Raw genomic sequence first — 17,013 nt, forward strand, 5'->3', positions numbered from 1 at the left:
TAGCCCTCTTTAAATAAACAAGATTAGAAACACTTAAGCAACTGCCCGAATTAAGCCTTGACTAATATGAACCAACTGCGCCACATCTAAAATAAACGCAACATGGCCATCCCCCATAATTGTTGCACCTGCAACACCCGGCACTTTTCGATAATTAGTTTCTAAGTTTTTAACAACAACCTGATGCTGGCCCAATAGATCATCGACAAACATCGCTACTTTTTCCCCCTCGGCCTCTAAGATAATCACTAAGCCTTCGTGAAAATGAGTCACCTTAGGAGGAACATTAAATATTTCATGCAATGCAATTAAAGGCAGATACTCCCCACGAACGTTAATCACCCGCCCTTTGCCTGCCATTGTTTTCACTTCATCAGGCCTAGGCTGTAAAGACTCAATAATAAAGGCCAAAGGAATAAGATAAATTTCTTCACCTACTGAAATCGACATGCCATCCAAAATAGCCAAGGTAAGCGGCAATCGGATACTCATGGTCGAGCCAATGCCATACATAGAACTAATTTCAATACGCCCACCCATAGATTGAATATTCCGGCGCACCACATCCATGCCTACACCACGGCCGGATACATCGGTTACTTGAGCAGCAGTGGAAAAGCCTGCTTCAAAAATAAGTAACCAGACTTCACCATCGGTCATCGAATCGCTGACCGCAATATCACGCTCTCGTGCCTTAGCCAAAATACGCTCACGATTAAGACCTGCACCATCATCAGCGACTTCGATCACAATATTGCCACCCTGATGAAACGCCCTTAACGTAAGCGTCCCGGTAGGAGATTTACCTTTAGCGATACGCTCATCAGGCAGCTCAATCCCGTGATCTAAGCTATTTCTCACCAAATGCGTTAATGGATCGGATAGTTTTTCAATAAACCCTTTATCTAATTCAGTGCTTTCACCAATCAGTTTTAATTCTATTTTTTTATTTAGTTTTCCGGCTAAATCTCTCACTAATCGAGGAAACCGGCTAAATACAAAAGAAATAGGCATCATACGAATCGACATCACCGATTCTTGCAGCTCACGCGTATTGCGCTCTAGCTGGCCGACACCTGAAAGCATATTTTCATGAATAACCGGATCAAGATTAAGCGCGGTTTGTACCAGCATGGATTGCGTAATCACTAATTCGCCCACTAAATTAAGCAGTTGATCTACTTTCTCTACACTTACCCGTATCGAAGTATCTGCAGCGGCAGCAGAAGGTTTGACTACGGCACTGGGCGATGCTTTAGATTTTGCAGCCTGCGGTTCAGGCTCTTCTGATTTTGCTTCTTTTATAGGTGCACTTGTGGCGGCAGTGAGCACTTGAGGCCTTGGCTCAAAAAAACCATAACCAACACCATCGCTTACCGTTTCAGCAGCAGCTTCAATACCAACTTCTGTAAAGAAACCATAGCCTTCTCCATCCTGAGACACGGGCGCAGGTTTATCATCCGTAAAAAAGCCGTATCCTTCACCATCTACTAAACCAGCCGGTTTAATAGGCTCAATATCTGTAAAGAAACCATACCCCTCTCCATCGCTTAATTGACTGACTTCGGCGGGCGTATTTTCTGATAGTGAATAGGCAATCTGAATTCTTGAAGGCTCAATTGCAAATGCCAAAGTATCGATAATTTCTTGTGGCAACGCGCTACTTAATATTTGATAGGCCCAATTTTTTTCCGCCCCGCCCTCAATGACAGCAACCAATTCCCCATATCCCTCAAGTGCCCTAATCACGGCTTGAGCATCAAATTCATCACCAGCGGCCACGACAATTTGCAGCCCTGATTCTTCGGCTACGGATTCATTTGCAAATTTTTCCAGCAGGCTGGTTATTTCTTTTGCCGCCTCCAGATCAGCGCTACCGCCATCTCGGTGAGCGGATAAAATATTTTGCAAGACATCACCACTGCGCAAAAAAACATCAATCATACCTGCGCGCAGATCAAGCTCATTTTTGCGGATTCTATCCAGTAAGTTTTCTAAGATATGTGTTACAGCGGCTAAATCAGTAAAACCAAAAGTTGCTGCGCCACCTTTAATCGAATGTGCGGCACGAAAAATAGCATTTAAGTCTTCACTATCCGGCTCATCCAAACTCAGCTTAAGCAGAATGGATTCCATCGTTGCAAGATGCTCTGCAGCTTCATCAAAGAAAACTGCAATAAACTGGCTCATATCAATCGCCATACCCCCTCCTTCTGCGACGAGCAGCTAAAACACTAGCCGATCACTTTTCGCACAACTTCGAGCAATTTTTGAGGATCAAAGGGTTTAACGAGCCAGCCTGTTGCACCTGCCGATTTGCCTTGCATCTTCATTGCATCGCTAGATTCGGTAGTCAGCATCAGCATCGGAGTCGATTTATATTGTGGCGTAGCACGCAAGGTTTTAATCAGCGTTAAGCCATCCATTCCCGGCATATTCTGATCAGTTAGAATTAAATCAACTTGCATTTTCTTAGCTTGCTGTACACCCAGATTACCATCACTGGCTTCAAACACATCGTAGCCGGCACTTTTAAGAGTAAACACCACCATTTGCCGTATGGATGCAGAATCATCAACTGTCAGTATTTTTTTAGCCATATACCCTCCAACTATGTATGAGTAGCGATATATTCGTTTAAATAAACAAATATTCATTCCTTATTTTTATATAAATAATTTATACAAAAAATATAGCAGATAGTGCATTTCACTTAAAAAATTTTAAAATAAATCGATATCTCCACTGCTCATATTCTCCTGAGCAACAGGATTTTTATGCATCTCATCGGCAAGTAATATTAACCGCTCGCCTAAAGCCTGTAATTCCGCTATTTTTCCCTTCCACGCTTTAGCCGGGTTTTTCTGATTTGCAATATAGCCATAAATTAATGCAAGCGCCTCATGTATTTCTGATTGTGCAACAATTCGGCCCTTAGCATGCAATAACAATTGATTTACTAAATCTTGAAACTGTAAGCCCCTCACTGCATTAGAAACCCCCGTTTCAACCTGAACCGCAATTTTTGCTAATTCATTCACAACGAATTCAACATTCTTATTCATCTCACCAATACTAGACATGGTTTGCTCAACTTGCACTTTTGATTGCATTGATTTACTCATATCCTGCGAGGCCAATTTCATAATAGCCTCCTCTGCTATAGCTACTGAAGCATGAATTTGCCGCACATTACCGCGAATCTGCCGACTAAAGTGATTTGTGCGCATTGATAGCGTTCTGACTTCATCGGCCACCACGGCAAACCCTCTACCTGCTTCACCCGCCCGGGCAGCCTCAATTGCTGCATTTAATGCCAGTAAGTTAGTTTGTTTAGCAATTGCTTCAATTTCACTTAATACCCCAAGCACTTCTTCTACCACGCGGCCAACCTGCTCCATTTGATCAACAAGGCCCATTGCCGTGTAAGAGTTAGAAATAATACTATCTACAAAGGTCGTTAAAATGCCTGATGTTTCCGTGACAAAACTTTCAAAACCATTGCCTTGTTCTCCTGCTGTATGCTTAAACAAAGATTCTGCCATTTCTTTTTGTAAGCGGGATTGATCAGCAATTTCAACAAACCCCGTAAGTAAAGCAGGAATTGCATCGGCAAATATTTCAATTGCTCTTTTTAATTCATCATCAGCCAGTTTTAATTGAGAAACCGAAAACAACCCCATATCAGACTGCTTTTGCAATGAGCCTCCCATATGTTGTAAATCTATAAATTGCTCTTTTTCTAAATCAACTATGGCGTCTTGCTTGGTTAATTTAATGATCAGCAATGACCCCCAAGCAGCAATTAAGCCAAAACAAGCCAATAACCAGGATGACGGCTGGCTCCATGCAATAAGCAATATGACTACACTTACAAAAAATGCAAATAGAATAAGAATAGTCAGGGGCTTTGTAGTCATAAACAACCTCAGATTCAATACGCGCAAGCAGTACGTCTACCGCTTCGTAGAATAAAGATAGCTTATCTGGCTAGAATTGAAACCCAAACCATTATCAAAACACAAAAATATAGATGGGAAAAAGCGAAGTAAAAAAATAAACTTGCAATAGAAATTTCAGAGAAAAAACAAATATGGCCTTTATTATTTCAAGGCCAAAGAGAGGATGATTTCTATCAAAAGAAGATACAGCAAGGGAGGGATAAAAAAATCAAAACAATTATGCCGCTTCTGTACGGGGAATATAATAGGCAACCACTTCATTGCCTGTACCGTGGTATTGCGCCGAAGCACAAAGTGATCTAACTAATGCAATCCCCCGACCAAATGCAAACTGATGATTTAATACATCACCACTGATATACAACTGAGCCCAATCAAAACCTGGGCCACTATCTTTTACTCTAATTCTAAGCACGTCTTTGCCATCATAATGTAAGCCTGTCAGATCAATTTCTATCCGGCCTTCAGTTAATTTTTCTAAGCGATTGGATCGCTCCAATAAATACTGCTCCATCCCATCAACGCCACGCTTCATCGAAGAATTAAGTCCTAATACTCCATGATCCAAAGCGTTCACAAACAACTCAGTTAAGATCAAAAAAACATCAGACTGGCTAAAAGCTAAAGAACGAACACCGCCAATAAAATTCATCATAAAAGGAACAGTATTAATATGCCGAATCTCATCCACTCCCAATGCCACACTATAGCGCCACGCGCTTTCACCCAAAGCCGCCAAAGTAGAGATATTGACTTCTTCGGCAACGGGAAAAACCCGCTCTTTAGAAACCGGCGTGATCTTATCGCCAAAATAAGCTAATACCAGCGATATATCATCATGATGGGCTTCGCCATCTAAAAATGCAGCCAAATCACCACGGGCATGAACCAGCCGCTGCTCTGCAGGCACTTCTGCCAATACATTGAGTAGTCGATCTAAGCCATAATCTCCTTTACTGGAGTGGCGCGCTTCAATCAGGCCATCTGAATAAGCCACCAAACAAGCAGGCTCATTAAAATAATAACGATCCGTCATCACGTCCATGGCATGCGTGGGCACAATCCCCAGCGGCAGATGAGAGGACTTCCATGCATGTTGCACTTCGCCTGTTGGCGAAATGACATGTACTGACGGCATACCGCCATTCCATACCTCAATACAGCCTGCTGATTCATCAATTGAAATCAACACCAGCGCCACAAAACGACCAACGGGTAAAACTTGCCTGACTTTATTATTCATCTCGATCAAAATATCTGAAATGGTATAGCCCTTTTCTGTCATGGTATAAAAGGGTTGTGTCAGTGGAAGCACATTCAAGGCGGCGGTTAAACCATGGCCGATACCATCTGCCAACATCAAATAAAGAGCCTGCCCAGGGGTGCGTGCCGCAGCAATTAAGTCGCCGGAAAGGCTTTCTGCCGGAGAGAGATAGTATTCAAACTGGGGGTCGTACAGTAATTCGGCATTAACCATTTGCTCCATTAAATGGCTGACCACACGCTTTTCTTCTTCTGCGCGATCATAATAGTCTGCCAATTTAACCGACTGCTCTCTCACTTTTCGGTTTAACTCTAGAGTGCGACTAAAGGCTTTTAGCTTTGCTTCAAGTACACGAAAGTTAACCGGCTTATTGATGTAATCATCCGCGCCCTGTTCAATCGCTTCTGCCAGCTTATTTTCTTCGCCTACACCGGTTACAAACACAATCGGCACCCATGTTTCATTGGCCTCATGTTTAATTGCAACCGCCGCCTCTAAACCTGACATAACGGGCATCATCATGTCCATTAAAACTAAGTCAGGTCGTTCGAGCCGCCAAATTTCTAGTGCTTCCAGCCCGTTGCGAGCCTGAATAGCCTTATGCCCTAGCGCCTCGACAAAGCGAGAGATCAGTAAGAGTACAGATTCAGTATCGTCAACGACCAGAATTTTCATTGTAAGCTTTAACGGATGATGAAAATTTTACCAAAACAGGCAATATCTAAAACCTGTTTGACCGAATCCCTACAATTCACCAGTGCTAAGCTTTTACTGGCAGCACCAATTTTTTCTTTTAACAACAACAGCATGCCCAATGCAGAGCTGTCCAGATAGTTAACATTCTGAAAGTCTACAAGCACTTCTTTAATGCTGGGATTACTAATTAATGTTTCGCACACCTGACGAAACTCGCGGTGCGCACTGAAATCGAACTGTCCGGAGAGGACTACACGGCCCACATCCCCTTCAATCTGCACAGTTGGCGTCATACAAACCTCAACTCCATGAAAGTTACATGTTTAAAATCACTACAAAAAAACAAGATATGGGAAAGATAAATATGCCATCTTGCTTTCATACCTTAGTCGGGCAATACAAAACTGGCAACCGTATCGTAAACGAACTACCGATTCCAAGGTTAGAATTTACGCCAATCTCGCCACCTAAGCGAGCCAGTAGATTGCTAACAATGGCCAGCCCAAGACCTGTGCCCTCTTTTCTAGTGGTAAAAAATGGCTCAAACAAGCGCTCTTGCACCTCTAAAGACATCCCGCAACCTTGATCCTCCACCTTTAACTCGGCCATATTTTCTTGCCTTGCAAGCGAGAGGCGAATAATACCGCCTTGCTTAGAGGCCAGCCGAGCATTGTCAATCAGATTGGTCACACAGCCGAGTAGCTCTTTATGATTGGCATTGACGGCTAAAATTTCATGCTCTGCGGCAATCTCCAAAACACATTTTATTTCACTGGCTTGCAACTGTGGCTGCATTAATTGCTGAGCCTCCCGCAACAAACCAGAGAGTGTCACCGCCTCCATAGGGACATCATGCCCCCTCACAAAGCTCAACATATTCTGAATTAGCACCTCTAAATGCCTGAGACGCGCTAAATTTTTTTGTCCGAATTTTTGCCGGTCGTTGTCACTTAATGCCGGTTTCGCTAGGTGTGTTGAATAAAGCAATGCGGTTGCTAGGGGCGTCCGTAGCTGATGTGCAAGACCTGCAGCCATTTCACCCATTGCGGCTAATCGCTTGTGTTGCGTTAATGCCCGCTGCAATTCCCAAGTATCGCTAATATCATGCACCAGCATGATTTTGCCATATTCTCCCGGCATATCATTCAAAACGATACGAATACGCCGTTCACCCTCCACCGATTGTGACAACCATAAATCGGGAACATTCGTGGGCTCTAAAAACTCACTAACGTACTCTTGCCACACACTGCCCAGCGCTAAGGTTTTCATCATCAAACTGGCGGCGGGGTTAAACTCCACCACCACCCCCTGTTCATTTAATTCGACCACTCCACCCGGTAATCGCTCTAGCAATAGAGATAAGCGCCTGGACAAAGCCGCTTTTTCATCAAGCTCCCGGCGCAAATTACCATTCGCAATTTCCAATTGATCCGTTAAAGAAACAACTTGCTGCTGCAAATCTGCGTAAGCGAGACTAAGCTGATTTGAAGCTTCGGTAAAAAGCGAAAAAGCGCTTTCTAACTCTCGGGGATCAATAGTCATTTTGGGATTGGGCATATAACACCTTTCTTGTTGCTTTTTTGTTTTTACATTATAAAGTGACTAGACAGTCAAGCAAAACAATGATCTACCCACAAATTCATAAACTCAGTCATAATATTAGCGAAAGTTTATTTAGTTCCTGTCTTACGGCTATAATTGCTTCTTTTTTGTGTTTGTACAGCTGCTTCCTAAATGTTCCATCCCACACACAGTCGGTTAAGGATACTTAAACGCAGCTTGGAGCCACTCCGTGTCTGACTTATTAAAAAATATTGATGCTCGCACAAAGCTTGCTGGTACCAACAAGCTAGAAATTCTTTTATTTACTCTCGGACAGGATGAGCGAACCGGCCGAAGGGAAAATTTCGCCATTAATGTTTTCAAAGTTCGAGAAGTGATGCGAACGCCTGAAATCACTAAGGCGCCTGACATGCCTCCCTCCATTGAAGGTATGGTCAGCTTACGCGGCACACTAGTTCCTGTCATTGACCTTGCCAGATATGCGGGCATAGCAACAACAACACGCCCAGAAATTATGATTGTTTCTGAATACAACGGTCATACACAGGGCTTTTTGGTTGAAGCGGTTGACACCATTTTGCGCCTCGACTGGTCACAAATGCGCGTCCCCCCCGATATGCTGATGTCGCAAATGGGCGGCTTGGTTGTAGCCGTCACCGAGCTGGAAAACAACAAGCTTGTCATGATGATGGATGTAGAAAAGGTACTGGCTGAATCTGTGCCTGGCTCGGATAAAATCGACCCCGATACTTTAATTCAAGATCAAAGCCTCACCACAAAAACAGTATTTATTGCAGATGATTCCGTTGTTGCTCGTCGCCAAATTGAAATGACGCTTGATGCAATGCATATCAAGCATGTCTCTACCATTAATGGCAAACGAGCTTGGGATGAATTACAACGCATTGCTCAATCTGCAGATTTACAAGGCAAACTTGTTAGAGACATGATTCATTTGGTACTGACTGATGTAGAAATGCCTGAAATGGACGGCTACATGCTTACCAAATTAATTAAAAGTGACCCACGCTTCTCAGGCATCCCCGTATTAATGCACTCATCGTTATCAGGGGCCTCCAACCAGAAACTAGGGCAGTCAGTCGGTGTAGATGGCTATGTTGCAAAATTTGAAGCACATCGACTATCTGAAGCGATTGCCAATTTTTTACTTAAAGAATAGAGCACCAAGAACAACAGCGGAGGTCATTCATGTCCAGTAATTCGACCAATTTACTTGAAAGCATTGATGCGCGAACCAAGCTGGCTGGTTCCAATAAAATGGAAATCCTGCTGTTTACCTTAGGGACACGCGAAATATTTGGCATCAATGTTTTTAAAGTACGCGAAGTATCGCAAACGCCAAAAATTACCAAAACACCCAATATGCCCTTAGGTGTTGAAGGCGTTCTTTCTTTGCGTGGTAATATTATTCCGGTCATTGCGCTGGCAAAATTTGTAGCAACGCAAGAAACACCATCGGCAGAAGCCACTAGCACGATGATTGTGACGGAATTCTCCAAGCATACTCAAGCGTTTTTGGTTCACGAAGTAGACAGAATTATCCGTGTGGACTGGGATAAAGTCCGCGCACCGGAAACAATGCTGGCGGGTAATCAGCAATTAATTACCGCTTTAACTGAATTGCCCGATGGCAAACTTGTTTCCATATTAGATGTGGAACAAATCTTGGCCAGCGTTATTGGTGAGCCAATTATTCCTGATTTACAACGCGCGGCCATCAACCCGGAAACATTTATGTTTTTTGTGGATGATTCTATGGTGGCACGTAAAGAAATCATTAGTGTACTCGACAAAATTGGCGTGAAATATCATCAAGCCAATAATGGCCGGGAAGCATGGGATAAATTACAAAACTTGGCTAATCGCGCCACACATGACGGCGAACGCCTGCGTGACAAACTAAAAATGATTTTAGTCGATGCTGAAATGCCTGAAATGGACGGCTATGTTCTTACCAAACATATTAAGTCTGATAATCGTTTCCAAGGTATTCCTATCGTAATGCATTCATCCTTGTCCTCAAATGCAAATAGAGCAATGGGAAGCAGTGTTGGCGTTGATGCATATGTGGCAAAATTCGACCCAGTCATTCTAGCCGATACCATCACACCCTTATTGGTTGGTTAGTTTCGGATTAATAAAAACAAGCCGTTTGCACATTAAACGCAAACGACATGGAGTAACACATGGCAGATAGTAACCTGCGTATTTTAGTGGTGGACGACTTCTCCACGATGCGCCGTATTGTGCGTAACCTTTTAAAAGAACTGGGCTTTTCTAATGTTGACGAAGCCGAAGACGGCCAAGTTGCCTTACATAAGCTAAAGAATGGTTCTTTCGAATTTGTGGTTACTGACTGGAACATGCCTAACATGACAGGGATTGAACTGCTGCGCGCTATTCGCGCAGATGCCCAGCTCAAGCACTTACCCGTCATGATGGTGACCGCAGAAGCAAAAAAAGAAAACATTATTGAAGCGGCTACGGCAGGCGCAAACGGATACATCGTAAAACCATTCACAGCCGCCACATTGGATGAAAAACTGAAAAAAGTTTTCGCCAATATGAGCAAGTAGAACAAGAACCCGACAGACGCACCGGAGGCGACTGTGAACGATCATGCACTAAATAGCGGAGATTCCGCTGACCTAGAAGCACTATTCGATAGTATCGTTCATTCCAATCAGGATGGTGAGCCCACGGAGTCTGCTCCAGCGCCGGTTGAAGTTAGCCTTGCTATAGCATCCCCTGCGCACACGTTGACTGCTGAAGAGATGAACGATCCAGCGCGTGCTATGTTTTCCCACATTGGGCAGCTGACACGAAAATTGCACGATACACTCAAAGAGCTTGGCTTAGATAAATCGCTGGAAAAAGCGGCTACAGATATTCCAGATGCACGCGATCGACTTTCTTATATCGCCACGCTGACAGAACAAGCCGCCGATCGAACCCTGAATGCGCTTGATGCAGCAAAGCCTATTCAGGACAAAATCAGTGATGATGCAAAAGCCCTGAGTGGTCAGTGGGATAAGCTTTTAGCCAATCAGCTCTCTGTCGATGAATTTAAAGCACTGGTTGAAAAAACTAGATCGCATTTAAATGAAACGGTGAATGGCTCAGATCAAGTCAGCAGCAAGATGTTGGAAATCATGATGGCACAGGATTTTCAGGATCTGACCGGGCAAGTCATCAAGAAAGTGCTGGATATGTCCAAGCAGATGGAAGCCCATCTGATGGACTTCTTGCTGCTATTTTCCCCGCAAGGCACTGTCCGGCATGATCATCCCAAAGCAGATGATGATGCCTCGCTGCTAAATGGCCCAGTTATCAATCCAGAAGGTCGTACGGATGTTGTAGCCAATCAAGGGCAAGTGGATGACTTGCTGGAAAGCTTGGGCTTCTAGACGCCTTTAAATTGAATAAACGCAACCTTTGGGGGAGCGAAGATGAGCACTGACTTTGGCGGCATGGAAGATCTGCTGCAAGATTTTTTAACAGAAGCGTCTGAGCTCCTGTCTGAAGTCGACAACAAGCTGGTTGAGCTTGAAAAACGACCAAATGATAAAAATCTTCTGAATGATATTTTCAGAGGCTTTCACACGATCAAAGGGGGAGCAGGTTTTCTGAATGTCGATGCCATGGTACGCCTTTGCCATCGCACAGAAAATCTGTTTGATAAGCTGCGCACCCTGGAGCTTGTGCTAACGCCAGAAATCATGGATACCATCATGGCGGCCACAGGTGTGGTACGCGACATGTTTGGTGCCTTGGCCAAAGGTGCATTGCCGAGCAACGCGCCTGAAGAACTGATCGCTGCTCTCGATGCCGTACTCGAAGGTCGTCCGCTTGAAACTGTAATCGCGCATATTGCTCCGGTAGTGGCTGCTGCACCGGTGGCGGTTGCCCATAACCCAGCAGAAGGTCCAGACTGGAACTCGCTTTATAATGCCTTACTGGGCAAAGAAGGCACACCTAGCCCGCAGTCTGTTGAGCCTATTAATGTCGTACAGCATGAGCCTGCAGCCATGGAACAAGTTGTTACTAATCCAATGAATAGCTTAAAACCCGCCCCTGTTGCAAAAGCACCTGCCGCGGTAGCTGCGCCTCAGCAGCAACAGCAGCAAGTTGCAGCGGCCCCCCAAGAAGCCACGATCCGCATCGACACGGTGCGCTTAGATCAGGTACTTAATTTATCAGGTGAAATTGGCCTGACTAAGAACCGCCTGACCACCCTGCGCACTGACATCATGGCAGGGAAGATGGATAGCAACACCCTCAAGGCAATGGATGAAGCCATTAGCCAGCTTGATCTCTTAGTAGGGGATTTACAAAATGCGGTGATGAAAACCCGCATGCAGCCTATTGGCCGCCTCTTTCAAAAATACCCACGTTTAGCACGTGATTTAGCACGTCAGCTTGGTAAAGATGTAGAACTGGTTATTTCTGGTGAAGAAACCGAGCTGGACAAAACCATGCTCGAAGATTTGAATGACCCGCTCGTCCACTTGGTGCGTAATGCCGTTGATCATGGCATCGAAACCATGGAAGACCGCAAAACCAGTGGCAAGCCAGCCAAAGCCATTGTCGAACTCTCAGCCACTCAGGTGGGCGATCATATTCTGATTGCGATTACCGATGATGGCCGTGGTATGCGCCCGGATGTGATCCGTAAAAAAGCCGTTGAAAAGGGCTTGATCGACATCGAAACAGCCAATAGCCTCGATGATAAACAAAGCCTGCAGCTTATTTTCATGCCTGGCTTTTCAACCAAAGATCAAGTTTCCAGCGTCTCTGGCCGTGGCGTCGGGATGGATGTAGTAAAAACCAATATCCAGCGCTTAAATGGTCGGATTGATATTCAATCCATCGTAGGCGAAGGCTCGCGGTTTACCATTTCCTTACCGCTAACCCTGGCGATCTTGCCAGTACTGGTTGTTCGTGTTTGCGGCCAGCCCTTTGCTGTGCCTCTGGCCATGGTGCGGGAAATCATTCCGATTCGTCACGAACAAATTCAGGAAGTGTCGGGCAGAGCCACCATTGTGGTTCGTGACGAAATTCTATCGGTACGCTCCTTAGCCAGCCTGTTGGGCTGGGAAGAGGTACAGATCCCTCAGTTTGGTGTACTGATGCAATCGGCCGAGCACTCATTTATTCTGGCTGTAGACAGCTTTATTGGCCGGGATGATGTGGTGATAAAACCACTCCAAAATATTCGGCCCAAAGGCGTTGCAGGTGCAACCCTATCCGGTGATGGCTCTGTAGTGTTGGTTCTGGACATGGAAGATCTGCTTGGTGCAGCCGATGCAGACAACTCAGCCATCCGCACTTCACGCTTCATTGAAAAAACCACTTAAGTTTTTTTTATCCACAGTTTGGGGGTAACACCCCCCAAACATAGACCGTTGATACTATTGACCAGTGCAAATGTCATTTCGATATCGCGTACAGGGTGTTTCTAAAATATGACGCAAGACCACGCTTTTATCGGCCGCCAGCCTATTCTGAATCGCCAACAAGAAATTATTGGCTACGAGCTATTATTTCGACTAAACAAAGATGCTGTAAGCGCTAACTTTTCCAGTGATATGCAGGCTGGCACCAATGTGCTGGTCAATACCCTGAGTAATATGGGTACAGATTGGTTAGTGGGCAATAAGCTTGCATTTATTAACGTTGCTGAATCAATGCTCGAAAGTAATTTTTTAGAGCTGCTCCATCCAGAGCGCGTTATTTTAGAAGTCGTTGAAACAACAGAAGCAACTCCGCAATTACTTGCTCGTCTGCAAAACCTTAAAGACTTAGGTTTTTCAATTGCGCTTGATGATTTTGTTCTTAGCCCGCAAACCGCCCCTTTCTTAGAATTTGCTGACTATATCAAACTGGATATTCAGTTGCTTGGTATGGCGCAAGTACCTGCGCTTTCCAAAGAATTGCGCTGCTCCAAAGCATTGCAAGTAGCAGAAAAAGTAGAAACTAAAGACGAATTCAAGCAATGCATGGACCTGGGATTCGAATGTTTTCAGGGTTATTACTTTGCGCACCCGGAAACACTCGCCGCAAAAGTCATTAATCCAAGCTATGCCAATATTCTTAATCTGCTGAATATGCTGCGTAATAATGCAGAATTAAAAGACATTGAAAACGCGCTTAAGCGAGATGTAGCTTTGTCATTCAAATTACTGCGATATATTAATTCTGTTGGTTTTGGCTTATCGTGCGAGATTCAATCATTCCGCCATGCAGTTACAATTCTGGGCTATCAAAAGCTCTATCGATGGCTCACCCTGCTGCTTGTGACTGCAGGCGCAGATAATGGCTCACCACCCGCCCTTTTAAAAACGGCGATTACCCGTGGCCGTTTGGTTGAATTATTAGGATCGCATTTGCTTGACGGGCAAGACCGAGATAATTTATTTATTGTCGGTGTTTTCTCTTTGCTTGATGTTCTGCTTGATATGCCGATGGATAAGATCTTGGAAACGCTGATTCTTCCTGAGAACGTAACCGATGCATTAATGACCAGAACCGGTATTTACGGCCCGTTTTTAGCGCTTGCAGAGGCTTGCGAAGATCCAAACATGTCAGAAGTTCCCTTTTTATGTGAACAGCTCCAGCTCACACCTGACATGCTTAATCGCTCACATGTGCAAGCACTTAAATGGGTTGAAGATCTAGGCGTTTAAGTTGCAGCAGGTCTATGCAAAAAAGCCGCGAAAATCGCGGCTTTTTTGTGGCCTGAACCCAATAGCCCAGACAATAAACTAAAGAGAGTGGCTTACTGGCTTAGCCCCAAAAAGGGCCAAGCCAGAGCACACCGCCAGCAATTACTCAGCCAGCGCAGCAAACAACTGATCGCGAATCGCTTCAACTTGGCCTACGCCATTTACTTTCACGTATTTAGGCGCAGTTGCATCGCCGCTGGCCGCCATTTCACCATAGTAACCAACCAATACCTCAGTCTGCTCATGATAAACCGACAGGCGCTTTTTAACGGTTTCTTCTTCATCATCTGCGCGCTGAATCAGCTCTTCACCCGTTACATCATCCTTGCCTTCAACTTTAGGCGGGTTGAATTTAACGTGATAAGTGCGGCCAGAGGCCACGTGCACACGACGGCCAGCCATACGATCAACGATGGCCTCATCAGGGACATCGATTTCTACAACATAATCAATCACCACGCCCGCTTCTTTCATGGCGTCTGCTTGTGGCACCGTACGCGGAAAGCCATCAAACAAAAAGCCATTCGCACAGTCAGCATCTGTAATGCGTTCTTTCACAAGACCAATAATGATGTCATCACGCACCAAGCCACCCGCATCCATAATGGATTTGGCTTCCAGACCCAGCGGTGTTCCCGCTTTTACGGCAGCACGCAACATATCACCGGTAGAGATTTGCGGAATATTGTATTTTTCTTTGATATAAGTGGCTTGCGTACCCTTACCGGCGCCTGGTGCACCCAAAAGAATGAGTCTCATTGTTTTTCCCTAGTGGTTAATATTTTTAGATTTTGGATAAATGGGCAAAAGCATCACGTACGCGCGCTAAGTCTTCAGGTGTATCGACGCCAGCCAGAGGAGCATCAGCAGAAATATGTACACCAATGGTGTAACCATGCCACAGCACACGCAGTTGTTCCAGCGCTTCAATCGATTCGATGCAAGATGGCGACAGTTTTTGGTAAGTACGCAAAAATTCTGCACGATAACCATAAATACCAATATGACGTAAGGGCGCTAATGCCTCGGGCAAGACCGATTGATCTTGCATAAAGGCATCGCGCGGCCAAGGAATAGGCGCACGGCTAAAATACATAGCACGCTGCTTGACATCTAAGACCACTTTTACCGCATTAGGATTCAAAAAATCAGTTGCGCTGGTGATGGCATGACAAGCTGTTGACATCGCTAGGCTATTATCGGCAATCAGCTTAGCAGCAACCGCATCGATCAATAGTGGGTCAATTAAAGGCTCATCGCCCTGCACATTCACGACCACTGCATCATCAGGCAAAGCTAAATGATTAATCGCCTCAGCAAGGCGATCTGTGCCGCTAGGATGATCACCGCGCGTCATAATGGCACGATAACCAGCAGCCTCGACCACCGATCTAATCTGCTCATCGTCTGTCGCCACGCAAACCAAGCTAGCTGATGATTTAAGCACCTGTTCAATCACCCGCACAATCATCGGCTTACCACCAATATCAGCCAAAGGCTTATTGGGCAGGCGAGTGGATTTAAGCCGCGCCGGAATCAGTGCTACAAAACTCACTGCACTTCTTCCAGTGCATCAAGCTCACGCGCTTCTACTTGTAGCATGACAGGAATGCCATCTTTAATTGCAAAAGCCAACCGATCCGCTTTGCAAATCAATTCTTGTTGGCTTTTTACATAAGTCAGCGGGCCTTTGCAGACCGGGCAAACTAAGATTTCCAGCAATTTTGCATCCATTTTATTCTCACTCAATTTACGTATTTTTTTGCATGCGACTCGCCAAAGATTGGGCGATGAGCGTTATTTTATTGCTCAGCCAGCTCGCCAGATCAGGCGTCAAGCTTGCGCTCACCGGCAAAACCCATATTCTAACATCTGCGAGCGCCGCTAGCTTTACCGCATCTTTCTCTGTTACCACGATGACATCCGCATCAGGCAGATCATCAGCGCTAAATAAATGATGGTCTGGAAACGCATGCTCTGTAAACACGAGGTCAAGCGCTTTTAAGCTATCAAAAAAGCGTACCGGATTACCAATACCACAGACGGCCGCCACACGTAAACCATGCCACGACGTTGGCGCAGCCCCCACCAGCGAGTAAATATCCCCAGGCATGAGCGACATCTGAAACGAATGAGCGTGCTCAACCGGCAAACCAGCGCCATTCACAATCACGGCATCAAGCTTGCCAAGCCGCGTCACCGGCTCACGAAGCGGCCCTGCGGGGATCAAAGCACCATTCCCAAAACCACGCGCACCGTCTACCACGCAAAGCTCTAAATCACGCTGCAGGCGGTAATGCTGCAAGCCATCATCGCATAACAACACATCCACTTCCGGATGAGCCGCTAATAGAGCAAGGCCCGCTGCGGCACGATCTTTAAAAACATATACGGGCACATTACTTGCTCTGGCCAGCAAAATAGGCTCATCCCCGCTTAAGCGAGGATCAGTCTCGCTGCTCACGCAAAGCGGAGCCTCTGCCTTACCACCGTAGCCACGAGAAATAATTCCGGGATGATAACCAAGGGCCTGCAAACTTTTTGCAAGATAGATAGTGAGCGGAGTTTTACCTGTGCCACCAGCAGTAATGTTACCTACCACAATAACCGGCACCGGCAAGCGCACGCTCTCTTTTAGGCCTGCACGAAACAAAGCACGCCGGAGCGTGCCAAGCGCAGCAAAAAGCCAGGACAGCGGCCTGAGCAAAAAAGAGAGCGGGTGCCAGGATGTATACCAAATCCGATCAATTAGCATCGGCACCTCACGCCCACTTTTAAA

The 17,013-nt window shown here is 45.4% G+C and carries 16 protein-coding genes; 6 read left to right on the top strand and 10 right to left on the bottom strand.

Going from position 1 to position 17,013, the window contains the following annotated elements; translation table 11 throughout:
- Nucleotides 1-33 precede the first annotated feature (33 nt).
- From VN23_RS10205 to VN23_RS10230, 6 genes are all read right to left on the bottom strand, one after another.
- Nucleotides 34-2,202 (bottom strand): chemotaxis protein CheW, encoded by a 2,169-nt coding sequence (locus VN23_RS10205; RefSeq protein ID WP_046351207.1) that lies wholly within the window; start codon nt 2,200-2,202, stop codon nt 34-36.
- Nucleotides 2,203-2,234: 32 nt separating this feature from the next.
- Entirely contained in the window at nt 2,235-2,600 is a 366-nt protein-coding gene (locus tag VN23_RS10210) for a response regulator (protein ID WP_046351206.1), read from the bottom strand.
- A gap of 123 nt (nt 2,601-2,723) precedes the next feature.
- On the bottom strand, nt 2,724-3,920 hold the full coding sequence (locus tag VN23_RS22120; RefSeq protein WP_052746511.1) for a methyl-accepting chemotaxis protein: 1,197 nt from the start codon (nt 3,918-3,920) through the stop codon (nt 2,724-2,726).
- 259 nt (nt 3,921-4,179) lie between these two features.
- Entirely contained in the window at nt 4,180-5,901 is a 1,722-nt protein-coding gene (locus VN23_RS10220; RefSeq protein ID WP_046351205.1) for an ATP-binding SpoIIE family protein phosphatase, read from the bottom strand.
- Between the two features lie 8 nt (nt 5,902-5,909).
- Nucleotides 5,910-6,215: an STAS domain-containing protein gene (locus VN23_RS10225; RefSeq protein WP_046351204.1), complete on the bottom strand. Its 306-nt coding sequence runs from the start codon at nt 6,213-6,215 to the stop codon at nt 5,910-5,912.
- Between the two features lie 85 nt (nt 6,216-6,300).
- Nucleotides 6,301-7,482, bottom strand: a complete 1,182-nt coding sequence (locus VN23_RS10230; RefSeq protein ID WP_046351203.1) for a sensor histidine kinase — start codon at nt 7,480-7,482, stop codon at nt 6,301-6,303.
- Nucleotides 7,483-7,717: 235 nt separating this feature from the next.
- On the opposite strand from VN23_RS10230, the gene VN23_RS10235 reads away from it, so the two are divergent.
- The 6 genes from VN23_RS10235 (at nt 7,718) to VN23_RS10260 (ending at nt 14,195) form a co-directional block, all read left to right on the top strand.
- On the top strand, nt 7,718-8,668 hold the full coding sequence (locus tag VN23_RS10235; RefSeq protein WP_046351202.1) for a chemotaxis protein: 951 nt from the start codon (nt 7,718-7,720) through the stop codon (nt 8,666-8,668).
- A 29-nt stretch (nt 8,669-8,697) separates the two neighbouring features.
- The gene (locus VN23_RS10240) at nt 8,698-9,636 is read left to right on the top strand and encodes a chemotaxis protein (protein WP_046351201.1); all 939 of its coding nucleotides are present in this window, start codon (nt 8,698-8,700) and stop codon (nt 9,634-9,636) included.
- 59 nt (nt 9,637-9,695) lie between these two features.
- Entirely contained in the window at nt 9,696-10,085 is a 390-nt protein-coding gene (cheY, locus tag VN23_RS10245) for a chemotaxis response regulator CheY (protein ID WP_046351200.1), read from the top strand.
- Nucleotides 10,086-10,283: 198 nt separating this feature from the next.
- Nucleotides 10,284-10,916, top strand: coding sequence for a protein phosphatase CheZ (cheZ, locus tag VN23_RS10250; RefSeq protein ID WP_197433103.1), 633 nt, complete (start codon nt 10,284-10,286; stop codon nt 10,914-10,916).
- Between the two features lie 42 nt (nt 10,917-10,958).
- A complete protein-coding gene (locus VN23_RS10255) occupies nt 10,959-12,866 on the top strand; it encodes a chemotaxis protein CheA (RefSeq protein ID WP_046351198.1) in 1,908 nt (635 codons plus the stop codon).
- 108 nt (nt 12,867-12,974) lie between these two features.
- Complete coding sequence (locus VN23_RS10260; protein ID WP_046351197.1) at nt 12,975-14,195, top strand: EAL and HDOD domain-containing protein; 1,221 nt, start codon at nt 12,975-12,977, stop codon at nt 14,193-14,195.
- A gap of 141 nt (nt 14,196-14,336) precedes the next feature.
- Here the strand turns inward: VN23_RS10260 and adk are convergent, their stop codons facing one another.
- From adk to lpxK, 4 genes are read right to left on the bottom strand one after another with little or no spacing between them, the layout of a single operon-like run.
- Nucleotides 14,337-14,993 (bottom strand): adenylate kinase, encoded by a 657-nt coding sequence (gene adk, locus VN23_RS10265; protein ID WP_046351196.1) that lies wholly within the window; start codon nt 14,991-14,993, stop codon nt 14,337-14,339.
- A gap of 25 nt (nt 14,994-15,018) precedes the next feature.
- Nucleotides 15,019-15,789, bottom strand: a complete 771-nt coding sequence (kdsB, locus tag VN23_RS10270; RefSeq protein ID WP_046351195.1) for a 3-deoxy-manno-octulosonate cytidylyltransferase — start codon at nt 15,787-15,789, stop codon at nt 15,019-15,021.
- The gene (locus VN23_RS10275) at nt 15,786-15,968 is read right to left on the bottom strand and encodes a Trm112 family protein (RefSeq protein ID WP_046351194.1); all 183 of its coding nucleotides are present in this window, start codon (nt 15,966-15,968) and stop codon (nt 15,786-15,788) included. The genes kdsB and VN23_RS10275 overlap by 4 nt, the downstream gene beginning before the upstream one ends.
- Nucleotides 15,969-15,984: 16 nt before the next feature.
- Complete coding sequence (gene lpxK, locus VN23_RS10280) at nt 15,985-16,989, bottom strand: tetraacyldisaccharide 4'-kinase (RefSeq protein ID WP_046351193.1); 1,005 nt, start codon at nt 16,987-16,989, stop codon at nt 15,985-15,987.
- Nucleotides 16,990-17,013: the final 24 nt, after the last annotated feature.

It is taken from the genome of Janthinobacterium sp. B9-8 (genome assembly GCF_000969645.2).
Lineage (GTDB): Bacteria > Pseudomonadota > Gammaproteobacteria > Burkholderiales > Chitinibacteraceae > Iodobacter.